Genomic DNA, 22189 nt, shown 5'->3' on the forward strand with positions numbered 1-22189 from the left:
TCAGGCGCCGGGAGACCTCGCCAACCATTCAGCGGGCGCGGTGCACTATGAAGGAATGCCCCTTGGTCTGGGCATAGGTGTCATAGCCCACCACCCGGACATGATGATCCGGGTAGGCACGCCGGCAGGCCTCGATCTCGGCCATAATCACATTCGGATCCTGCTCGCCAAAGAAGGGGAGCTTCCACATCGGCCAGTAATACTCGAATCCCTTGCTTGGGTGCTCGTGTTCGAGCGAGAGGTTCCAGCCGTTGTCGATGATGTACAGGATCTGCTGGAGGATCTCTTCCCGCGTCAGTGGCGGGAGATAGGAAAAGGTCTCATAGCGGGCGATGGTCGCATGATCGCCTAGGCTGTTCAGGCTGCTCATTGGGATCTGCCTCCGTATAAGTGATGCATGGGTCCACTGGATTAGGCGACGTCGAGCTTGTCAACGACATCGAACTCGAACTTGATCTCCTTCCAGGTCTCCATCGCGGCGCCCAGCTCTGGGCTGTGACGGGCGGCCTCGGTTAGGATCTCGCGGGCATGCTTCTCGACCTCGACCCCTTCATTGCGCGCCTTGACGCAGGCCTCGAGCGCCACGCGGTTGGCCGCAGCGCCCGCCGCATTACCCCAGGGATGGCCTTGGGTCCCGCCGCCGAACTGGAAGACCGCATCATCGCCGAAGATCGCCAGCAGCGCCGGCACATGCCAGACATGGATACCACCCGAGGCCACGGCCATGACCCCCGGCATCCCCCCCCAGTCCTGATCGAAGAAGACGCCACGCGAGCGATCTTCAGGGACAAAGGACTCGCGCAGGAGATCGACAAAGCCCAGGGTGGATTGCCGGTCACCCTCGAGCTTGCCGACCACGGTGCCGGTGTGCAGGTGATCGCCACCCGAGAGGCGCAGACACTTGGCCAGCACCCGGAAATGGATGCCATGCTTAGGGTTGCGGTCGATCACGGCATGCATGGCGCGATGGATGTGCAGCAACATGCCGTTGTCACGACACCAGTTGGCCAGGCTGGTGTTGGCGGTAAAACCCGCAGTCAAAAAGTCATGCATGATGATGCGCGACCCCAGCTCCTTGGCGAACTCGGCGCGTTTGAACATCTCCTCGCAGGTCGGAGCGGTGACATTGAGATAATGGCCCTTGCGCTCGCCGGTCTCTTGCTCGGCTTTGCGCACCGCCTCCATGACGAACTCGAAACGGTTCTGCCAGCGCATGAATGGCTGAGAGTTGACGTTCTCGTCGTCCTTGGTGAAGTCCAGACCGCCGCGCAGGGCCTCATAGACCGCGCGCCCATAGTTCTTGGCAGAAAGCCCCAACTTTGGCTTGATGGTACAACCCAAGAGCGGGCGCCCGTATTTCTCGAGCCGATCGCGTTCGACCTGGATGCCGTTGGGCGGGCCACCGCAGGTCTTGACATAATGGAGCGGGAAACGGATGTCCTCGAGGCGCAGGGCGCGCACCGCCTTGAACCCAAAGACATTGCCGACCAACGAGGTCAGCACGTTGACGATGGAACCCTCCTCGAAGAGATCGAGCGGATAGGCGACGAAGGCATAGAAACTCTCTTTGTCCCCGGGCACGTCCTCGATCCGATAGGCACGCCCCTTGTAATAATCGAGATCGGTCAAGAGATCCGACCAGACCGTCGTCCAGGTACCGGTCGAGGATTCGGCGGCTACGGCTGCGGCTGCCTCCTCGCGCGGCACGCCGGGCTGGGATGTCACCTTGAAACAGGCCAGGAGATCGGAATCCAGCGGGACATAGTCCGGGGTCCAATAGGTATGGGCGTAGTCTTTGACGCCCGCGTCATAGGTCTTCGCGCTCATGATTTACTCCGTTCGATGGATACGGCCTGAAGCTGCAAAGACAATAGATGGAATTAAGCACCCAATTCCAATCAATTCAATGAATGGAATAGATAGATAAAAATATATGAAAAGGGACTATCTGCCTTGGCGACCCAGCGGCTTTAGGACTATTGATAAGAAACACATGCTTTTGAAATTGAGTGAGCTGTCCTGATGTCGTGGGCATGGTAAAGACGAGACATGAGATTGCTGTCGTTTGCGGCGCGCGAAGAGCGGCGGCGTGGCTGGACGTATGAAGCGATAGGCGCGCAGAGGGGATTGTTGGGCGCAGGGGTGTTCGACATCTGCAAAGGCTATGGGCGCGAAGGGGCCCAAGGACAAGCGGGGTGGGCGCAAGGTGGGTGAGAAGCGGGCGCTGTTGGCGGAGCAGGACGCCCAGATACGCAAGCTCATGTGCGACGGGACGCCGGATGAGCTGAAGCTGCCGTTTGCGCTGTGGAGCCGGCAGGCGGTGCGGCAGTTGATCCTCGACCGTTTTGGCATCGAGCTCAGGCCGCAGGGGGAAGGCAAGTACATGGTGCGCTGGGGATTGACGCCCCAGAAACCGATTCGGCGCGCCTATGAGCAAAGCCCGCAGGTGGGCAAGACGTCCGAGATTCGCGTCACGCACCGTCGCGAAGGCCTGTCGGTGATCTCGACGCTGACCAATCGCGGCAAGGTGCCTTGGAAGGCGTTCGCGGGGGCGATGAACGCCGACATCCTGATCGACTTCATGAAGCGGCTCGTCAAGGACGCCAGGGGCAAGAAGATCTTCCTCATCCTCGACAACCTGCGCGTGCATCACACCAAGTCGGTCAAGGCGTGGCTGGCTGCATGCGCCAATCAAATCGAGGCCTCCTCCCTCCCCCCCTACAGCCCGGCACTGAACCCCAACGAGATGCTCAAGGCCAACATCACCGCGCAGGCGCCCTCCCGCGCCAAGGGCGATCTGAAGAAGGCGACCGTCAGCCACCTGCGCCGCCTTCTCAATTCCCCCCAACGCATCATGCGCTACTTCCAGCATCCCAAGCTCCATGATGCCGCGTAATACAAGTTCATTGGTTTCGGATTAATAAAGCGCTGTTGAATGTGGGCGGTACACTATGACCGACAGACGACTTCGCCAATGCCAATCCTCGACGCATAAACGGATGTGATGATTGCAATGTGCCTGGCGGCAGCGATCGATTTCGATATGTACGGCTTGAAGATCGCCCGCATAGAGACTGGAGGTACCCCACAGCTCCCACTGGGCCGTGCGCGGCTCGATTCGCGCGGTGTGTTCGATGGCGAGCACACAGCCGCGATGCAGACAATGCTCGAGCTGGGCGAGCATGCGTGACTCGGCGGGATACTGAGCGGCCCCAGTTATGGGGAGTAGGGATTGAACAACGGTTGTGGCCAACATTTGGAACACCTCGCGCGCCATGGTTGAGCAGGACCGGTGCGGAAAGATTGCACACCGGTATCACGGGCCAAGATAGTTCCTGATTGATAAAGTCAGAAATTGAGATCAAGCGCGTTCCCCATCGACGAATGTCGATGGGGAATCGATGGAGATGGACTCAGGCTAAGGCCGATGCCGTCGCCATGGCGGCCACCGGCGCCGAACGCATTTGCAACAGCGCCTCGGCTCGAGCAAGCGCCTCCTGGGTCGTCGCCACCAGCTGCTCAGGCGGCAGGCGGGACAGCAACCCGAGCTGTTCGAGACGCTGTTTGACATCCCCTTCAGCGCCAGAGATCACCACCTGCCGGCCCGCGGCTAGGTCCTCAAGCACCATCCGTTCGATCGTCAAGGCGGAGGATACGCCGACCGCAGGTACCTCGCTGAAGTCTAGGATCAACACATCATGACCCTCTAGGACCGCATATTGGCGGCTGATCTCCTTGGCAAGGCCGAAGATCAGAGGACCGCCGAACTTAAAGAGCAGGATGCGCCCGCCAGTGCGTTCGAGCACCGCCTGCTCATCGAGCGACAGCGAGGCGAAGTCCTCCGGACGCTGGATGGCGCGCAATGAGCGGCTCTGGAGCCTGCTCAACCGATCGATGGTTAGAACATTGGCGATGAAGACCCCAACCGCCACCGCCCAGATCAAATCGACAAAGACCGTAAGCCCGATCACCGCATACATGATGAGCGCGGCGCGGATGGAAACGCGATGCGCGCGCTTTAAAAACGACCAATCGATGATGTCCAGGCCCACCTTGAAGGCGATCCCGGCCAGCACCGCCAGCGGGATCTGGGCCGTCAGGCCCGCGGCCCAGAGGACCACGACGAGCAGGATCAGGGCGCGGGTGATGCCGGAGAGCGCGGTCTTGGCGCCGGTCTGGATATTGACCACCGTCCCCATGGTCGCCCCTGCCCCCGCGATCCCGCCGAACAGACCCGAGGCCAGATTGCCCAGACCCTGACCGATCAATTCTTTATTGGAATCGTGCTCCTTGCGGGTGAGGCTCTCGGCGATCACCGAGGTCAGCAGGGCATCGATACAGCCGAGCACCGCGAGGACCAGGGCATCGAGCAGCATCAGCCGCCAATGCTCGAGGCTGAAAACCGGCATCTGGAGCTGAGGTAAGCCTGTTGGGATCTCACCGATGCGCCGCAGGTCCATGTCGCTCAAGAAAAAGACCGAGACCAGTGTCCCGATGATCAGGGCCAAAAGCTGCGGCGGGAGATAGCGCTTCAGGCGCTTGGGATAAAGCAGGATCAACACCAGGGTCAGGGCTGCAAGCCCGAATTCTACGGGCTTAAGGTGCTCGATCAGGCCCGGCAGGTTGCTGACCGTCCCCAAGACGCCGCCCGGAGGGGTCGGCTGGCCGAGGAAGGGCCCAAGCTGCAGGATGATCAGAATCATACCGATCCCCGTCATGAACCCCGAGACCACGGTATAGGGCATCATGGTCACATATCTACCGAGCCCCAGGGCCCCGAAGAGGATCTGCAGGATACCCGCCATCATGACCACGGTGAAGGCCATGGCAAGCCCCTGTTCGGGATCAACGGCGATCAGATTGGTGATGACTGCGGTCATGACCACGGTCATGGGTCCGGTCGGTTCGGAGATCAGGGTCGGAGTGCTGCCGAAGATGGCGGCAAATAGACCCACAAGGATCGCCCCATAGAGGCCGGCAGCAGGACCCGCCCCTGAAGCTACGCCGAAGGCCAAGGCCATGGGGAGGGCCACTACCGCCGCTGTGACCCCACCAAAGAGATCACCGCGCAGGTGATCGAAACGGATCTCATTGAAGACACGCATAGATTGGCACTGATTGAGTTGATCTCAATTAATTTAAAAGGGCCAATCACCATCGATGCAAAAAGATAATATTAATTGGATCGATAGATTTAAATCGATCGATCTGTGTGTCTCCTCATAGCCCATTGCGCCAATCCTGATCCTCGCGGTCGAACAGCCGATTGGCCTCGGGCGGGCCCCAGGAGCCTGCAGGATAGGTATAGATGAAGTCGCGCTCGGTGGCCCAGAGCTTGAGCACCGGATCGATGATCCGCCAGGCCCATTCGACCTCGTCATAGCGCAGGAAATGGCTATGATCGCCAGCGATGACATCCAAGATCAGGGCCTCATAGGCATCGATATGCTCGGGCGGCAGGGCACAGCTCCCAGCGTCCATGCGCTCGGTCTGGGTGCGCATCTCCAGGCCCGGTGGCTTGGTCTGGATCTCCAAACGGATGCACTCATTGGGTTGGATGTTGAGGAGCAGCCAATTGGGCTCAAGCCGCTCGATAGCGGTGGCTTGAAACAGGCGCTGCGGGGGGTGGCGAAAACGGATGGCGATCAGGGATTGGCTGCGCGCCAAGCGTTTGCCAGTGCGCAGATAAAAGGGCACGCCGCGCCAGCGCCAGTTGTCGATATAGATCTTTAAGGCAGCATAGGTTTCGGTGCTGCTCTTGACGGCCACGTCAATCTCTTCGAGATAACCAGGCAGCCTTTGGTCGCCCGAGCGCCCAGGGCCATATTGGGCGCGGAAGGCCTGGGCATGGACCGCATCGCGGGCGATGGGGCGGATCGAGCGCAAGACCTTGACCTTTTCATCGCGCAGGGCCTCGGCATCCAGGCTTGGCGGCGGCTCCATGGCGATCAGGGTCAATACCTGTAGCAGATGGCTCTGGATCATGTCGCGCATGGCCCCAACCCTATCGTAGAAACCGGCGCGCTGCTCGATTCCCTGGGCCTCGGCATGGGTGATCTGGATATGATCGATATAGTTGCGATTCCACAGGGGCTCGAGCAGCAGATTGGCAAAGCGAAAGACCAGGATGTTTTGCACCGTGCCCTTGCCCAGATAATGATCGATGCGATAGATCTGATCCTCGCCGAAGTGACGCCGCAGTTGCCGATCCAGGATCTTTGCACTTTCCAGGTCAAAGCCAAAGGGCTTTTCTACCACCAACCGCGACCAACCATCCGCCTCTTGCTGTAATCCTTGTGCTGCCAGCGCATCGACGATGGGCGCATAGTATTGGGGTGCAACGGCCAGATAGCTGACCAAGTTGGGTGGGAAACCCTCGCCCCCCTTGAGCCTGGCAACGAGCGAGCGAAAGTCATCGGCGCGATCGAGGTCGCCAGGCACGAAATACAGGCGTTGGCTCAAGCGCCCCAGCACCTCTCCATTCAACCGTCCGCCCAATTGCGTTTGTAAGCGCTCGGCGACCTCCCTACGCCAGTCCTCATCCGACCAGGCCCGGCGGCCAAAGCCCAGGATACGCGTATCCGGATGCAAGCGTTCGGCGGCATCAAGGTGATAGAGCGCAGGCAAGAGCTTGCGGCTGGCGAGATTGCCGGTAGCGCCAAAGATCAATAGGGTACATGGGTCTGGCATGTCTGGTGTCCTCGTGGCAGATCAAGTGTGCTAAGGTGAGGGCTCAAACACGGTCGCCTTATTCTTGATAAAAAACACATGCTTTTGAAATTGAGTGAGCTGTCCAGATGTCGTGGGCATGGAAAGACGAGACATGAGATTGCTGTCGTTTGCGGCGCGCGAAGAGCGGCGGCGTAGCTGGACGTATGAAGCGATAGGCGCGCAGAGGGGATTGTTGGGCGCAGGGGTGTTCGACATCTGCAAAGGCTATGGGCGCGAAGGGGCCCAAGGACAAGGGGGGTAGGCGCAAGGTGGGTGAGAAGCGGGCGCTGTTGGCGGAGCAGGACGCCCAGATACGCAAGCTCATGTGCGACGGGACGCCGGATGAGCTGAAGCTGCCGTTTGCGCTGTGGAGCCGGCAGGCGGTGCGGCAGTTGATCCTCGACCGTTTTGGCATCGAGCTCAGGCCGCAGGGGGAGGGCAAGTACATGGCGCGCTGGGGATTGACGCCCCAGAAACCGATTCGGCGCGCCTATGAGCAAAGCCCGCAGGTGGGCAAGACGTCCGAGATTCGCGTCACGCACCGTCGCGAAGGCCTGTCGGTGATCTCGACGCTGACCAACCGCGGCAAGGTGCCTTGGAAGGCGTTCGCGGGGGCGATGAACGCCGACATCCTGATCGACTTCATGAAGCGGCTCGTCAAGGACGCCAGGGGCAAGAAGATCTTCCTCATCCTCGACAACCTGCGCGTGCATCACACCAAGCCGGTCAAGGCCTGGCTGGCTGCATGCGCCAATCAAATCGAGGCCTCCTCCCTCCCCCCCTACAGCCCAGCACTGAACCCCAACGAGATGCTCAAGGCCACCATCACCGCGCAGGCGCCCTCCCGCGCCAAGGGCGATCTGAAGAAGGCGACCGTCAGCCACCTGCGCCGCCTTCTCAATTCCCCCCAACGCATCATGCGCTACTTCCAGCATCCCAAGCTCCATGATGCCGCGTAATACAAGTTCATTGGTTTCGGATCCATAATATGGAGCCTTTATCCGCACATCCGCTATCGCCCCAGGCCAGCCCCCTGCGGGTCCTCTTTGCCAGCAGTGAGGCACATCCCTTGATTAAGACCGGAGGGCTCGCTGATGTCGCCGCCAGCTTGCCGATCGCCCTGCGCGGTCTCGGGGTGGATGTGCGGCTCGTGTTGCCTGGCTATCCCTCGGCCATGCGCCAAGTGCGCGAGCCGCGGCCCTGCGGGACGCTCGTCATCCCTGGTTACCGCAACCAGATCAGGCTGGTCGAGGGCCTGCATCCAGATGCCGAGCTACTCGTCTATCTCATCGATGCGCCTGAATATTTCGCACGCGAGGGCAACCCCTATTCAGATCCAACGGGGCGCGACTGGGGCGACAACGCCGATCGCTTCATGCTCTTCTGCTGCGCGCTTGTCCTGCTCGCCCGCGCTCAGGGGCCGATCGACTGGCAGCCGGATCTCTTTCACGGCAACGACTGGCAAACGGGGCTAGCCCCTTGGTTGTTGAACGATGGGGCCATATCACCGGCGCGCGTCTTTACCATCCACAACCTGGCCTACCAAGGGCTCTTCGATCGCGCGACCTTCGACCGGCTGCGCCTCCCACCCTCGGCCTGGAGCATCTCGGGGCTTGAGTTTCACCAGCGCCTGTCATTCATCAAGGGCGGTATCCTCTGCTCCGAGCGGGTCAACACCGTTAGTCCGACCTATGCCGACGAGGTGCGCACCCCGCGTTTTGGCTGCGGGCTCGATGGGCTGTTGCGCGAGCTCAAGGGGCGCTTTTGCGGCATCCTCAACGGGATCGACGACCGGATCTGGGACCCCGCACACGACCCGCTTATCGCCCAGCCTTATAACGCCGAGAATTTTGCGCTCAAGGCCGAAAACAAGCTCGCCATCCAGCGTGCGCTCGGGCTGCCGCGCAATGAAGAGGCCTTTGCGCTCGGCTATATCGGGCGGTTGGTCGAACAAAAGGGCGTGGACCTGATCATTGCCATTCTGCCCGAGCTCATCCGGGATCCCTTGCTCCAGGTGTTGATCTTGGCGGCGGGCGATCTGCATCTCGAGCAGGCCCTGCTCGATCTCGCCGCCGCCCATCCGCGCCAGGTCGGGGTCTTCATCGGTTATGACGAGCGGCTCTCCCACCAGATCGAGGCCGGCTGCGATGCCTTTCTGATGCCCTCGCGGTTTGAGCCCTGCGGTCTCAACCAGCTTTACAGCCTGCGCTATGGCACCCCGCCGATCGTCCATCGCACCGGCGGGCTGGCCGATACCGTGGTGTCGGCCACTGAAGACAATCTAAGCGCAGGTACGGCGACGGGGTTTGTCTTTACTGAGCCGCGCCCAGAGGCTCTATTTACCGCCATCGATCAGGCACGGCGGCTGTATCGCACGGACCCTGAGAGCTGGCACCGCCTCGCACTGACGGGGATGGCGCAGGACTTCAGTTGGACCCAGAGCGCCCAGCGGTATCTGGCGCTCTATCATGAGGCACTTGCCGACCGGCTCGGCCCTCCCCCTATTTAGCCTGTTTGGCTCAGGCGGCCTGGATGGGGATGGCATCGCCAGTGCGGACGATGCGATTGCGCTCGTCGAGATAGATGAGCCTGGGCTTGAACAACGCCGCCTCGGTCTCGGTCATGCCGGCATAGGCGCAGATGATCACGCAGTCGCCTGGGGCGGCCTTGTGCGCCGCTGCACCGTTGACCGAGATGATGCCGGAGCCGGCCTGGGCGCGGATGGCATAGGTCGTGAAGCGCTCACCATTGGTCACGTTATAGATCTGGATCTGCTCATATTCGCGGATACCCGCCGCCTTGAGCAGCTCCTCGTCGATGGCGCATGAGCCTTCATAGTCGAGCTCGGCATGGGTGACCCGCGCGCGATGGAGCTTGCATTTCAGCAAGGTTAGATACATCGGATTGATCCTCTTACCGGCTACTCTAGCCGGGTTGCCTTCATCTTTGCGGCATATTGTATTGTAGTTTTGGCCCAGCGGGAGCGTGTCTTGTTGCAATGCAGCATGCGTGGATCGGTGGACCCGCTCACAGGCAGACGCGCAGATTGTCAATGAGCCGCGCCCGGCCGAGATAGGCCGCGACCAGGATCACCAGATCGCGATTCCCTGGACCGGGGGGGGTAAGGTCCTCGGCGCAGCGCACGCTGAGATAATCCGGCCTGAAACCGGCGGCCTTCAGCGATTCCAACCCCGCCCCCTCGGCCTCTGCAAGCGGCTGACCGGAACGCAAGGCGGTTGCGACCTCATTGAGCACGCGATACAGAGCCGGTGCGCGCGCCCGCTCCTCTGGTGTGAGGTAATGATTGCGCGAGCTCATCGCCAACCCATCGGCTTCGCGTATTGTCGGCATCCCGATGATCGCGATGGGGATCGCCAAATCCTCGACCATCCGCCGGATGATCAGAAGCTGCTGGAAGTCCTTTTCTCCAAAGAGGGCGACATCCGGCTGGACCAGATTGAACAGCTTACAGACCACGGTTGCCACCCCGACGAAGTGACCTGGGCGGCTGGCGCCACAGAGGATGTCAGAAAGCCCGGGCACCTCGACCCGAGTTTGGGCGGCGAGACCGCGTGGGTAGAGGGTCCGAACGCTGGGGACGAATAGCAGGTCACAGCCGACCTGAGCGAGCACCTGGCGGTCGGCCTCCAGGGTACGCGGATAGGCATCGAGGTCCTCCTTGGGCCCGAACTGCATGGGATTGACGAAGATGCTGACGACGACCCGCTCGGCATGGAGGCGACCCGTCGCAACTAGGCTCAGGTGCCCGGCATGTAGGTTGCCCATGGTGGGCACAAAGGCTATGCGCTCGCCGCGATTGCGCCAGACAGCGATCTGCCGGCGCAGGTCCTGGGGGTCTTCGATCTCGATGAATGGCTGAGGGGGGATCTGGATCTCGGACATCGCGGATTGCGCCTCAAATAAAGCCGATCGATCGGGGCAGGGTACCCAGATCAAAAAGGATCAATAGGGGGTCTCGGCAGGGGAGGGAAATTGACCTGTGCGCACGGCGGCGACATAGGCCGCAACCGCCTCGCCGATCTCGCCACCGCCGGCCATAAAATCACGGCTGAAACGCGGCGGCTTACCTGGATGAAGCCCCAGCATGTCATAGAGCACCAATACCTGCCCGTCACAGTCTGGACCGGCGCCGATACCGATCACTGGGATCTTCAGGGACTCGCTGATCGTACGCGCCAAGGCCGCCGGCACGCATTCCAGCACCATAAGCACCGCGCCTGCCTCTTCCATCGCCTGCGCCTCTTGCCGAATCCGTTCGGCTGAATCCGGATCGCGACCCTGGAAGCGATACCCGCCCAGACGGTTGACCGATTGGGGCAAGAGCCCGAGATGGGCGCAAACGGGGATGCCGAGCTCAGACATCCGGCGCACGGTCTCGACCATGGGCGCGCCGCCCTCCAGTTTGATCACCTCTGCCCCACCCTCTTGCATGAGACGGGCGGCACTGGCGATCGCCTGCTCCGGTGTGGCATAGGTCATGAAGGGCAGATCGGCAACCAAAAGGGCACGTTTACGCCCGCGTGCCACCGCGGCGCTGTGATAGATCATCTGTTCCAAGGTCACAGGGAGGGTGGTCGCATGCCCCTGGATCACCATCCCCAATGAATCGCCGACCAGCAAGACATCCACCCCCACCCGATCGAGTAGATGGGCAAAGGAGGCGTCATAACAGGTCAGGCATGCAATCCGCTCGCCGCGCGACTTCATGACGGACAGGCTGGCAATGGTGATAGGGGCAGCGGACATGCTCATGCCTTTTAGGGATACACCGAAATAATGCCAATCATGCCGTGATCCTGATTCCGGGGAAGACTGGAATCCAGACACATTGGTGAGAGACAAAAGCGCTGGGTGTATTGTCGCGAATTGATCAACGCCTCCATGCCATCTACCCGGGTGGATGACGTGACGCTATAGATTAAGCGCAGACGGGTAACCAGGCCAACGCCCTGGGGAATCGCTGACTCAGGTCCCAAACCATGCCAAACCGCACCGCCGTCTGCCACTGCCCAGCCGGCAATCTGCCGCCGGCTCTTGGAGAACTCGATCCCGACCTCAATCATTTCACACCGGGGGCCCGAATCCCGATATTTGGCCGCATCGTCTCTGGCTCTGAGGCTGCTCATTCAAGCTGGGTGATAGGTTGGATCAGGCTGGGATCGTCTGCATCCGCCCGATTGACCCGAGGGCTGACCGGCTGGGCCTGCACTGGGTCTACAAGGGAGGAAGCACACAACCAGCGGGAGGCTTCGGCAGACAGTGAATGCTGCGCCAGCCAGAGGTCATGGTCGCGCAGGTCGAGGATCACCGGCATGCGGTCATGGATAGGGCACAGGCGCTCATGAGCTTCAGTGACGATGATGGTCATGCTCTCCAGGGCCTCGCCGCTGTCTGGATCGGCCCAGCGCTCCCAAAGCCCGGCCAATGCCAGGGGCTGACCGTCCCGGCGGGCAATGAAATAGGGCTGTTTGCCGGTCGGCGTCTTTTGCCATTCATAGAATCCATCGACAGGGATCAGACAGCGCCTCTGTCTAAAGGCAGCGCGAAAGCTGGGTTTGACTGCGACCGTCTCGGCGCGGGCGTTGAAGGTGCGATCGCCGAAACTGCGCCCTTTGGCCCAGGGGGGGATCAAGCCCCAATACAGGCGTACCAGCTCGCGCTCACCTTGAGGATCGAGGCGCACGGCCAAGACCCAATGCCGCGGCGCCAGGTTATAGCGCGGGGGCGGCGGTTCTCCCACCAACTTGGCATTGAATTGGGCGGCAAGCTCAGCGGCGGGGCGGTATTGCGCTAGGCGCCCGCACATAGGCGTTCAATCCCAGAGATAGGCGGGATCGATATGGGTGATCCGACCTGCTTGGTAGCTCAGACGCAGCTCACCCTTCATCCAGCCAGTTTGTGCCGTGAGCCCAATGCTCATCCGGTCGCAGGCGGCGAGCGCCTGATCCCAACGACCGAGGTCGATCCCCTGGGCAAAGGAAAGCGCGATGGGCTCACCGGCGATGCGGGCCAGGCGCACCTGTCCATCCTTAATGATCAGCTCGGCACAGCTCGGCCCGATGTCCCCCTGTCTGAACAAGATGAAGACGCCCCCCCGATCCGGCAGAGAAAGGATGAATGGCGAGCGGCCGACCTGAAGCCGGGCGGCGATCTGATCGAGGCGCCTCTGGAGATCTCGAGCGGCCTGGTCAAAGGTAAGCCATAGGATCGCTAGGCAGAGGATGGCCAGAGCGATCGCACCTAGCAGGAGACGCGAGCCGATCTTCATGGGTTTAACCCTTTGTCTGAATCTTACCGGCCTTCGGTTGCAGTGATGGGTGGGAGACGATTATCTCTAGGCGCTCCTCGATCCAGCGCTCGGTTTCGGCATTGATCTCGGCGGCCTTACGTCCTTGGGTGGCAATCGGCTGTCCAAAGACCAGCTCGATGGTCCCCGGTCGCTTGATCAGGCTGCGCCGACCCCAAAATGTCCCCGCATTATGGACGACGGGGACCACCGGATAACCCGTGCGTTCGGCAAGCAAGGCACCGCCGATGCTATAGGTCCCTTTTGCCCCGGGCGCGACCCGAGTCCCCTCGGGGAAGACGATCAGCCAATACCCCTGCCCTAGACGTTCGGTGCCGGCGCGTAAGAGGTGCATGAGTTCACGCCTTGCTGCCGCGCGATCGATCGGGATGGGATCGAGACATGCGAGTGCCGGACCAAAGATCGGGATACGCAATAGCTCTTGCTTGAGTACCCAGCATTGTCTAGGTGGCAAAAGCGCCCGCAGCGCCAGGATCTCCCAGGCCGACTGATGCTTACAGAGCACGATCGCATTGTCGGCAGGGAGCCGCTCCAGGCCCTGTACCCGATAATCCAGATGGCACAGTCGCTTGAGCATCTGCAGATTGAAACGCGCCCAGGACTGGGCGAGGGCGAACTTGTGTCGGGTGAACACCAGGATCGCCAGGGCATAGACAATGCTCGAGCCGATCAACAGGAGCTGAAAGGCGAGGGAACGCAATAAGACGAGGGAACGCAATAAGAGCATCATGGGCTGATTCCAGCGATGAGCGCCTGGGCAGCGAGGGCGAGATCGGGATGGATGACAAGCCCCTCGCGCTCATCTGGGGAAAGGGCCTTGAGGGTGCGCTCACCCTTGCCCGAGCGCACCAGCCAGGGCTGGGCGCCGGCGGCGCGCGCTGCCTGGAGATCGCTCAGTGAATCACCGATATAGGGTATGCCCGCCAGGTCCACTCCAAAGCGCTTGGCGATCGCCAAGAGCAACCCTGGGCGCGGCTTGCGGCAGGGGCAATCGTCCTCTGGACCATGCGGACAAAAGGCGATCATCTCGATCCGCCCGCCATGGAGCTCTACCTGATCGCGCAGCCGCTGATGGATGGTGTTCAGGGCCTCGATGCCAAATAGACCGCGCGCCAGACCCGATTGATTGGTCGCCACCGCCACCCGAAACCCGGCATGGGTCAGGCGCGCGATCGCCTCGATGCTACCTGGGATCGGGACCCACTCCTCGGGTGACTTGATATAGTCATCCGCGTCCTGGTTGATCACCCCGTCGCGGTCGAGGATAACGAGCCGGCTGGTCATGTAGGTTCGGAGAGGGGGTTGGGTTGCGCGCGCTATCTGCACCCTACTGGAGCCTTGAGATATCGGCGACCTCAAGGAACAGATCCGCGAGCCCCTTGAGCAATCGCAAACGGTTGCGCCTCAGTTCTAGGCTCTCGGCCATGACTAAGACCTCATCGAAGAAGGCATCGACGTCCTCATGTAGCTCGGCCAGGGTCTCCAGGACGGCGACATAGTCGCGCGCCGCCACCAGGGGCGCGATCTGCGACTTGAGGGATTGGACCCGCTCGGCCAGGCGCTGCTCGGCGGTTTCCACAAACAGATCGAGATCGGGCTCGGCTTTATCGCTGTCTTGAGGATCGGCCTTGGCGAGGATGTTGCGGATGCGTTTATTGGCCTGGCTTAGGGCATCTGCGGCAGGCAACCGGCGGAACTGGGTCACGGCCAGGACCCGCCGATCCAGGTCCCAGGGGTTGGTCGCGCCCACTGCAAGCACCGCATCGACCGTATCCGCCGCTACCCCGCGCTCAGCATAAAGCCCCCTGAGTCGCTCTAAGAGATATTCCAGGACCGCGGTGCGCGTATCCTCGGCCAAGAGACCCGGGGGGAATCCCTCAGCGGCCCCATCGATCAATGCCCACAGGTCGAGGTCCAGTGGGGTCTCGATGAGGATGCGCAGCACCGCGATCGCTGCACGCCTTAGGCCATAGGGGTCCTTGGTGCCGGTCGGACGCAGGCCGATCCCGAAGATCCCTACCAAGGTATCCAGTCGGTCAGCAAGCGCAAGCGCCAATCCGCAGGGCCCTTTAGGCAGGGCATCGCCGGCGAAACGCGGGCGATAGTGCTCTTCGATCGCGGCGCTGACGCAAGGGTCCTCGCCCGAGCGCTCGGCATAATAGCGCCCCATGATCCCCTGAAGCTCAGGGAACTCATAGACCATGGCGCTCACCAGGTCGCACTTAGACAACAGTGCGGACCGCTCGGCGAGCGCCGGATCGACCCCCACCGCCGGCGCCAGCCGCCGCCCGAGGCGGGCGAGTCGCCGACACCGCTCGGCCTGGGTGCCGAGCCTGTCCTGAAAGACCGCCGACTCCAGACACGGGGCAAACGAGGCCAGGGGTTGCTTGAGGTCTTGTGCCCAAAAGAAGGCGGCATCCGCAAAACGCGGACGAATCACCCGCTCGTTGCCCTGGCGGATCTGATCTGGGTTGCGGCTTTGGAGATTGGCGATGGCGATGAAGCGCGCTTGCAAGCACCCCTGCGGGTCCTCAAGCGGGAAATAGCGCTGGTGGTGCTGCATGGTCGCGATCAGGACCTCAGGGGGAAGCTCGAGGAAGCGCTCATCGAACCGGCACAGGATCGCCTGCGGCCACTCGACCAGGGCGGTCACCTCATCGAGTAGCTCGGGGTCGATGCGCGCCCGAAGCCTCTCACCTACTGCCAGCGCCTCGACCTGTTCCCTGATCCAAGCGCGCCGCTTGGCAAAGGAAGGCTCGACGGACCCCTCGCGGCGCAGACGCTCCGGATACTCGGCGGCCTCGTTGAGACTGATGGGCTCGGGATGATGGAAGCGATGGCCGTAGGTCTTGGGTTCGGCGGCGATCCCCAGGACCTGGCCAGGGATGGGCTCAGGGCCCAGCATCAAACACACCCAATGCACCGGACGCACGAAGGATGCATCGCCATCCCCCCAGCGCATGCGCTTGGGGATCGGAAGCTCGGCAAGCGCCGTTTCGACCAGGGCAGGGATGAGCTCAGCGGTCGGGCGACCGGGGACGTACTGGCGATAGACGAACCAGGCACCCTTCGGCGTCTCCTCGCGGGCAAGCGCCTCGATCTCGACACCGCAGGAGCGGGCGAACCCCAGCAGGGCCTGGGTCGGGCGACCCTCGGTATCGAATGCTGCCTTGACCGCTGGGCCGCGACGAACGCTCTCCTGGTTCGGCTGGCGGGTCGCCAACTGACGCACCAAGAGGGCCAGGCGCCGCGGGGCCGCGAACGGCTCGATCTCGGCAAAGGAGAGTCCTTGTTCGGCAAGCTGGGCGCTTAGAGCATCGGCAAAGGCGTTGCTAAGGCCCAAAAGTGCGCGCGGGGGCAGCTCCTCGGTGCCGATCTCGACGAGTAAGTCAGCCGTTGCCATGGGATCCTCCTTGTGCGCGCAGCATGGGAAAGCCAAGCGCCTCGCGTTTGGCGTAATAGCATTGGGCGACGGCGCGCGCGAGCGCCCGCACCCCCAGGATGAAGCGCTGGCGCTCAGTGACCGAGAGTGCACCGCGGGCATCGAGCAGGTTGAAGGTATGCGAGGCCTTGAGGACCTGTTCATAGGCCGGCAGAGGCAACTCGCGGGCGATCAATTCATTGCACAGCCGCTCATAGGTAGCGAACGCAGCAAAAAGCGACTCGACATCGGCGAACTCGAAGTTATAGGCCGACTGCTCCACTTCGTTTTGGTGATAGACATCGCCATAGGTCACGGTGCCGAATGGCGAGCGGCTCCAGACGAGATCGAAGACGCTCTCCACCCCCTGGAGATATATGGCGATGCGCTCCAGCCCATAGGTGATCTCGCCGGTGACCGGGCGGCAGTCGAGACCGCCGACCTGCTGGAAATAGGTAAACTGTGTCACCTCCATGCCGTTGAGCCAGACCTCCCAGCCCAAGCCCCAGGCGCCGAGTGTAGGCGACTCCCAATTGTCCTCGACGAAGCGGATGTCATGGACCAAAGGATCGATCCCCAACGCCTTGAGCGAGCCGAGATAGCGCTCTTGAATGTCTGCAGGTGATGGCTTCAGCACCACCTGATATTGGTAATAGTGCTGGAGACGGTTGGGATTTTCGCCATAGCGCCCATCGGTCGGGCGGCGTGAGGGCTGGACATAGGCGCAATACCAGGGTTCGGGCCCGATGGCGCGCAAAAAGGTTGCCGGATGAAAGGTGCCGGCGCCGACCTCCATGTCCAGGGGCTGGACGATGACACAGCCCTGATCCGCCCAATAGCGCTCAAGGGCAAAGATCAGACCCTGAAAGGTCGAAAGGTCCTCGGGTTGACGGCTCAAGTCGGACTCCTCTGGGGGTTCGACGAAAATAACGTAGTATAAACCGCTTGTCCGATCTAGGGCAGGCAGCGATCGCCTTAAAATATCCAATTTGCATCCAAGATCCTGGCCCTTGAGCCGAAGATCAGCAACTGCTCGATGCCCGGATAACGGGCAAAGATCCCCTTTGCGATCGGCACGGATGCGCTCGCATAGAGCAGATGATACCCCTTTTGTTCTCGCCTAAGCTTGAGGAGCTTCTAAGACCAGTTCGTAGCAGAACTCAAACCTTTGGATCACCGCGTCGCGGATGAAGACGCTGGCTGTTCAAGGATCTTTCGCTTTCCGACCAGGCGATACCAGGCAGTATACTGCGCACCCGTGGCCAGCCAATCAATCAAGCCAAACCGCATGAACGCCTTAAGCCGACGCCAGCATGCGATCGCGCATACCTCGGTCATCAGCGCGGTCATCAATCTTCTGCTTTCTGCCTTCAAGATCCTCATCGGGCTTATCGGTCATTCCCAGGCCCTGGTTGCTGATGGCATCCATTCGCTCTCTGATCTACTCTCGGACGCCCTGGTCTATATCGCCGGCCATCATGCCGCCCAGCAGCCCGATCAGGCCCATCCATACGGTCATGCCCGCTATGAGACCGTGGCCACCTTGTTTTTGGGGTTCCTGCTGCTGGCCGTGGCCCTGGGGATCGGCTGGGATGCGGTCTGGCGGTTGTTTGAGCCTTCGGCCCTCTGGCAGCCTGGTCCACTGGCGCTGGCGGCAGCGGTCATATCGATCGGGGTCAAGGAGTGGCTCTACTGGTGGACCCTGGGGTATGCCAAGCGGGTGGGGTCAGACCTCTTGCGCGCCAATGCCTGGCACCATCGCTCGGATGCCATCTCCTCGATCGTGGTCCTGATCGGGATCGGGGGCAGCATGGCGGGCCTGCCCTATCTCGATGCCATCGCTGCCTTCATCGTCGCCCTGATGATCGCCTATATCGCTTGGGAAATGGGTTGGGGGGCAGTCAAGGAGCTGGTCGATACTGGGGTGGAGTCCGATCATCTCGCTGAGATGCGCCGCACCATCTGCTCGGTCGGCGGGGTACGCGATATCCACATGCTGCGCACGCGGCGGCTCGGCGGCCAGGTGCTCGCCGATGTCCATGTCCTGGTCGATCCCGAGATCAGCGTCTCGGAGGGACATTTGATCAGCGTCCTAGTCGAACAGCGTCTCAAACGGGAGTTGGAGGTCAGCGATATCACGGTGCACATTGATCCCGAGGACGATCAAGATCGACCCTCTGGCTCCCTACCGCCGCTGCGCGCCGATGTCTTGGCGCGCCTGGATGAGCTCTGGTCAGGGATTCCGCAGGCCAAAGAACGCGAGCGCCTATTACTGCATTATCTCAACGGGCGCATCCAGGTCGAGGTCTTTTTTCCATTCGCCACCTGCCGGCAGACTGGCTTTGATCCGGAATGGTTGCGCGCTCGCCTAGCCGAGGCACTGCATGCCGATCCGGTGTTCAGCGGTCTGCGGGTCTATTTCGGCTAGAATATGCACCTGATTGGTGCAAGAGCGAGCGATATTCTCCAATATGGTGCGGTCGCGGGTATCAACCCGGTTGAGCAGGGGCGCCCTCTCCCTAGCCAGTCGGGATGTCATCCGGGTCAACAACAACTACAGAAATTGAGTGTTGGCAGGGGCGATTACCTCCAGATGAAGGATTGACCCGCGCACGAGGTCCATTCATGGCGAATTGGTCCAATCCTTGCCTATGTCACGCGAGCCACTGCGCCGGGCGAGATGCAGTGACGGTTCCACCCAGGTGTCGCGGGTCGGCGGGAAGCGGGCCGGCGCGCCAAGCGCATTTACATCCTTATCACGGAGGCAGATTCGATGACCGATGTCATAAAGATGATCAAAGAAAACGAGGTGAAGTTCGTCGATTTCCGCTTCACCGATACCCGGGGCAAGGAGCAGCACGTCTCGGTGCCCGCCAGCACCATCACTGAGGACATCTTCCGTGACGGTAAGATGTTCGATGGCTCGTCGATCGCCGGCTGGAAGGGCATCGAATCCTCCGACATGGTGCTCATGCCTGAGGCCGAAACGGCGGTCATGGACCCCTTCGCTGACGAGCCAACCCTGATCCTGCGCTGCGATGTGCTCGAGCCCGATACCATGCAGGGCTATGAGCGCGACCCCCGCTCGGTCGCCAAGCGCGCCGAGGCCTATCTCAAATCCACCGGTATTGCAGACGCCGCATTCTTCGGCCCCGAGCCCGAGTTCTTCATCTTCGATGATGTGCGCTGGGGCGCCGATATGAGCGGATCGTTCTATAAGGTCGATTCAGAAGAGGCCCAATGGAACTCCGAAAAGGTCTTCCCTGACGGCAATATGGGCCATCGCCCGAGCGTCAAGGGTGGGTATTTCCCGGTCCCGCCGGTCGATTCGCTCAATGACATCCGCGCTGCCATGTGCTTGAGCTTGGAGGAGATGGGCGTACCGGTCGAGGTCCATCATCACGAGGTGGCGACCGCCGGTCAATGCGAGATCGGTACCAAGTTTGCTACGCTGGTCAAGCGTGCTGACTGGACCCAGATCCTCAAGTATGTGGTACAAAACGTCGCCCACGCCTATGGCAAGACGGCGACCTTTATGCCCAAGCCCCTGGTCGGCGACAACGGCAATGGCATGCACGTCCATCAGTCGTTGTCCAAGGACGGGCAAAACCTGTTTGCCGGCGACAAGTATGGCGGTCTATCCGAGCTGGCGCTCTATTACATCGGTGGGATTATCAAACATGCCCGCGCCCTTAATGCCATCACCAATGCCTCGACCAATTCTTACAAGCGCCTGGTGCCGGGCTTCGAGGCGCCGGTGATGCTCGCCTATTCGGCGCGCAACCGTTCGGCCTCGATCCGCATCCCGCATGTCTCGAGCCCCAAGGCACGGCGTATCGAGGTGCGTTTCCCCGATTCGACTGGCAATCCCTATCTCGCCTTTACCGCCATGATGATGGCCGGTCTGGATGGCATCCAGAACAAGATCCATCCGGGTGATCCCATGGATAAGGATCTTTATGACCTGCCGCCTGAAGAGGCCAAGTCGATCCCCACGGTTTGTCATTCGCTCGACATGGCGCTTGAGTATCTCGACAAGGACCGCGATTTTCTCAAGGCCGGCGGCGTCTTCACCGATGACCTGATCGATGCCTATATCGAGCTCAAGATGAAGGAGGTCACGCGCCTGCGCATGACCACCCATCCAGTTGAGTTCGATATGTACTACAGTCTCTAAGGCACAGGGCGCATAGCCCCCCTCGCGGAGGGGCAGAGGATCTGGGCCTCTCCGAGGCCCAAGGTTCTCCAGGCATGCTGCGCTCGCTGGGGAACAGGGCAAAGGGCCGATCTCCAATCCCTTGGCCGAGCCGAATCTCACTGTCAGCGAGAGGTAAAACAAGCACCCTGTTGCCTGGTTCAACCCGAGACTGCCTAGCGGATGTGATCATGACCAGATGCCTGTTTCTCTTGTCGCTGTTCATTCCCCTCTCCGTCCAGGCCGAGATCTATCGCTGGGTCGATGCCGAGGGACGAGTGCACTTCTCCGACCAGCGTATCCCCAGCGCCGAAAGGCTCGATATCCAGAGCGGCAGGCAGATCCAGCCGCCGCCAGCGCCGGGCCCCAACTCGCCGGATGAACACTATCCGGGTCCCTATAGTCAGGTCGCGCTCTTGACGCCGACCAGCGATCAGACCCTAAGCGATCCCGCTCAGGGGGTAGCGGTAAGCCTGTATCTGGAACCTGCGCTCGTCGAGGGACATCAACTGCGCCTCATGATCGATAACAGGGTCATGGTGCTCGATCGCAATCAGACCCAATTGCGCTTGAAAGGACTTGAGGCGGGTCGCCATCGGCTCCAGATTCAGGTTTGGGGTCCAGACGACCGGATCGTCGCCCAATCCGCCTCCCGCATCTTTGAGCTGAAACTGCCCAGCGCGCCTGGCGAGTTGCCTTGATCTAGCATTCTTCTTGCTGTTCACCCCGCAAGGTCCTAGGGTGTATTCTCAATCAAGTCAATCAGGCGATGGTGCAAGCCAGATAAACGAACGACAGGGAAGGCGAGGCGAGCTTGTCGTAGCGCGTGGCGATGCGTCTGAATTGCTGGATGCGACAGAAGAAGCGCTTGATCAGATTGCGGTTTTTGTAGAGATGCCGGTTGAACGAGCGCGGATTGAGTCGGTTGGAGCGTGGGGGATGACCGCCTGGCTGCCCTGTGCGGTCACCGTTTCGACAAGGGCATCCGAGTCGTAACCCTTGTCGGCAATGACGCACTCGGTCGGTTGGTCCTGGATCAACGCCGCGGCCTGCTCGATGTCGGCGACCTGCCCTGCCGAGAGAATGACGCGCAGCGGATTGCCCAAGGCATCCACCGCAACGTGCAGTTTGGTCGTCAACCCGCCCCGCAAGCGACCGATTTCCTGTTGGCCCGCTTTTTTGGGGCGCCAGCAGAATGTGAGTGGGCGCGCACGATGGTCGAGTCGATGAACAGATGCTCCATGTCGGCATCGCCTTGCAGTGCGGCGGCCACGCGCTCCCAAACACCTTTCTCGCGCCAGCGCGAGAAACGCACATATGTCCGGTGCCAGTGGCCCAGCTCGGCTGGCAAATCGCGCCACAGACAGCCGGTGCGCATGATCCAGAGCACGGCTTCGACAACGCGCCGGTTGTCCCTCGCTGTGCAACCCGGATCGCTCTTCTTCCCCGGTAACAGCTGCTCAATGCGTGCCCACCGCTCATCTCATAACATCTTCCGCTCCATCCTGACTCCTGCGCAAAAGTCAGGATATGA

At 61.2% G+C, this 22189-nt stretch carries 22 protein-coding genes and 1 pseudogene; 8 read left to right on the forward strand and 15 right to left on the reverse strand.

Annotated elements, in window-relative coordinates; translation table 11 throughout:
- Window positions 1-28: 28 nt before the first annotated feature.
- Together GWK36_RS14345 and GWK36_RS14350 are read right to left on the reverse strand one after the other, a co-directional pair.
- Entirely contained in the window at window positions 29-370 is a 342-nt protein-coding gene (locus tag GWK36_RS14345) for a ribulose bisphosphate carboxylase small subunit (RefSeq protein WP_166272165.1), read from the reverse strand.
- Window positions 371-411: 41 nt separating this feature from the next.
- Window positions 412-1827 (reverse strand): form I ribulose bisphosphate carboxylase large subunit, encoded by a 1416-nt coding sequence (locus tag GWK36_RS14350; protein ID WP_166272167.1) that lies wholly within the window; start codon window positions 1825-1827, stop codon window positions 412-414.
- Window positions 1828-2049: 222 nt separating this feature from the next.
- Here GWK36_RS14350 and GWK36_RS16200 point away from each other — a divergent pair, with 222 nt between their 5' ends.
- Window positions 2050-2214 carry a hypothetical protein gene (locus GWK36_RS16200; RefSeq protein WP_166270463.1) on the forward strand — a complete coding sequence of 55 codons (165 nt, stop codon included), beginning with the start codon at window positions 2050-2052 and terminating at the stop codon, window positions 2212-2214.
- On the forward strand, window positions 2207-2896 hold the full coding sequence (locus GWK36_RS14355) for a transposase (RefSeq protein ID WP_425482763.1): 690 nt from the start codon (window positions 2207-2209) through the stop codon (window positions 2894-2896). Before GWK36_RS16200 ends, GWK36_RS14355 begins: the two co-directional genes overlap by 8 nt.
- Before the next feature lie 21 nt (window positions 2897-2917).
- Here the strand turns inward: GWK36_RS14355 and GWK36_RS14360 are convergent, their stop codons facing one another.
- The 3 genes from GWK36_RS14360 to zwf form a co-directional block, all read right to left on the reverse strand.
- Window positions 2918-3256, reverse strand: a complete 339-nt coding sequence (locus tag GWK36_RS14360) for a RuBisCO small subunit-like domain-containing protein (protein WP_246237595.1) — start codon at window positions 3254-3256, stop codon at window positions 2918-2920.
- A 157-nt stretch (window positions 3257-3413) separates the two neighbouring features.
- Window positions 3414-5105 (reverse strand): SulP family inorganic anion transporter, encoded by a 1692-nt coding sequence (locus tag GWK36_RS14365; protein WP_166272171.1) that lies wholly within the window; start codon window positions 5103-5105, stop codon window positions 3414-3416.
- A gap of 115 nt (window positions 5106-5220) precedes the next feature.
- Window positions 5221-6690 (reverse strand): glucose-6-phosphate dehydrogenase, encoded by a 1470-nt coding sequence (zwf, locus tag GWK36_RS14370; RefSeq protein ID WP_166272173.1) that lies wholly within the window; start codon window positions 6688-6690, stop codon window positions 5221-5223.
- 133 nt (window positions 6691-6823) lie between these two features.
- Here zwf and GWK36_RS16205 point away from each other — a divergent pair, with 133 nt between their 5' ends.
- Genes GWK36_RS16205 through glgA form a run of 3 tightly spaced genes read left to right on the forward strand, consistent with a single transcriptional unit; the run spans window position 6824 to window position 9220 of the window.
- Entirely contained in the window at window positions 6824-6973 is a 150-nt protein-coding gene (locus tag GWK36_RS16205) for a hypothetical protein (protein ID WP_425482764.1), read from the forward strand.
- Between the two features lie 7 nt (window positions 6974-6980).
- Window positions 6981-7670: a transposase gene (locus tag GWK36_RS14375; RefSeq protein WP_425482765.1), complete on the forward strand. Its 690-nt coding sequence runs from the start codon at window positions 6981-6983 to the stop codon at window positions 7668-7670.
- Between the two features lie 29 nt (window positions 7671-7699).
- Window positions 7700-9220, forward strand: coding sequence for a glycogen synthase GlgA (gene glgA / locus GWK36_RS14380; protein WP_166272175.1), 1521 nt, complete (start codon window positions 7700-7702; stop codon window positions 9218-9220).
- 10 nt (window positions 9221-9230) lie between these two features.
- Here the strand turns inward: glgA and panD are convergent, their stop codons facing one another.
- The 9 genes from panD to glyQ form a co-directional block, all read right to left on the reverse strand.
- Complete coding sequence (gene panD, locus GWK36_RS14385; RefSeq protein WP_166272177.1) at window positions 9231-9611, reverse strand: aspartate 1-decarboxylase; 381 nt, start codon at window positions 9609-9611, stop codon at window positions 9231-9233.
- A gap of 127 nt (window positions 9612-9738) precedes the next feature.
- Window positions 9739-10614: a pantoate--beta-alanine ligase gene (gene panC, locus GWK36_RS14390; RefSeq protein ID WP_166272179.1), complete on the reverse strand. Its 876-nt coding sequence runs from the start codon at window positions 10612-10614 to the stop codon at window positions 9739-9741.
- A 60-nt stretch (window positions 10615-10674) separates the two neighbouring features.
- Window positions 10675-11478 (reverse strand): 3-methyl-2-oxobutanoate hydroxymethyltransferase, encoded by an 804-nt coding sequence (panB, locus tag GWK36_RS14395; protein WP_166272181.1) that lies wholly within the window; start codon window positions 11476-11478, stop codon window positions 10675-10677.
- Window positions 11479-11854: 376 nt separating this feature from the next.
- The gene (locus GWK36_RS14400) at window positions 11855-12538 is read right to left on the reverse strand and encodes an SOS response-associated peptidase (protein WP_166272183.1); all 684 of its coding nucleotides are present in this window, start codon (window positions 12536-12538) and stop codon (window positions 11855-11857) included.
- Between the two features lie 6 nt (window positions 12539-12544).
- Window positions 12545-13000: a hypothetical protein gene (locus tag GWK36_RS14405; protein WP_166272184.1), complete on the reverse strand. Its 456-nt coding sequence runs from the start codon at window positions 12998-13000 to the stop codon at window positions 12545-12547.
- Window positions 13001-13004: 4 nt separating this feature from the next.
- Window positions 13005-13769 carry a lysophospholipid acyltransferase family protein gene (locus GWK36_RS14410; protein WP_246237596.1) on the reverse strand — a complete coding sequence of 255 codons (765 nt, stop codon included), beginning with the start codon at window positions 13767-13769 and terminating at the stop codon, window positions 13005-13007.
- Window positions 13766-14323 carry a D-glycero-beta-D-manno-heptose 1,7-bisphosphate 7-phosphatase gene (gene gmhB, locus GWK36_RS14415; protein WP_166272186.1) on the reverse strand — a complete coding sequence of 186 codons (558 nt, stop codon included), beginning with the start codon at window positions 14321-14323 and terminating at the stop codon, window positions 13766-13768. Before gmhB ends, GWK36_RS14410 begins: the two co-directional genes overlap by 4 nt.
- Window positions 14324-14366: 43 nt before the next feature.
- Window positions 14367-16442 carry a glycine--tRNA ligase subunit beta gene (glyS, locus tag GWK36_RS14420; RefSeq protein ID WP_166272188.1) on the reverse strand — a complete coding sequence of 692 codons (2076 nt, stop codon included), beginning with the start codon at window positions 16440-16442 and terminating at the stop codon, window positions 14367-14369.
- Window positions 16429-17358: a glycine--tRNA ligase subunit alpha gene (gene glyQ / locus GWK36_RS14425; RefSeq protein ID WP_166272190.1), complete on the reverse strand. Its 930-nt coding sequence runs from the start codon at window positions 17356-17358 to the stop codon at window positions 16429-16431. Before glyQ ends, glyS begins: the two co-directional genes overlap by 14 nt.
- 360 nt (window positions 17359-17718) lie before the next feature.
- On the opposite strand from glyQ, the gene GWK36_RS14430 reads away from it, so the two are divergent.
- The 3 genes from GWK36_RS14430 to GWK36_RS14440 all read left to right on the forward strand — a co-directional run bounded on the left by GWK36_RS14430 (window position 17719) and on the right by GWK36_RS14440 (window position 21356).
- On the forward strand, window positions 17719-18888 hold the full coding sequence (locus GWK36_RS14430; RefSeq protein ID WP_343033125.1) for a cation diffusion facilitator family transporter: 1170 nt from the start codon (window positions 17719-17721) through the stop codon (window positions 18886-18888).
- Between the two features lie 345 nt (window positions 18889-19233).
- On the forward strand, window positions 19234-20637 hold the full coding sequence (gene glnA, locus GWK36_RS14435; RefSeq protein WP_166272192.1) for a glutamate--ammonia ligase: 1404 nt from the start codon (window positions 19234-19236) through the stop codon (window positions 20635-20637).
- A gap of 209 nt (window positions 20638-20846) precedes the next feature.
- Complete coding sequence (locus GWK36_RS14440) at window positions 20847-21356, forward strand: DUF4124 domain-containing protein (protein ID WP_166272194.1); 510 nt, start codon at window positions 20847-20849, stop codon at window positions 21354-21356.
- A 61-nt stretch (window positions 21357-21417) separates the two neighbouring features.
- Here the strand turns inward: GWK36_RS14440 and GWK36_RS14445 are convergent.
- A pseudogene (locus tag GWK36_RS14445) lies at window positions 21418-22120 on the reverse strand (IS5 family transposase).
- Window positions 22121-22189: the final 69 nt, after the last annotated feature.

The sequence above is a fragment of the Caldichromatium japonicum genome, from assembly GCF_011290485.1.
GTDB classification, from domain to species: domain Bacteria; phylum Pseudomonadota; class Gammaproteobacteria; order Chromatiales; family Chromatiaceae; genus Thermochromatium; species Thermochromatium japonicum.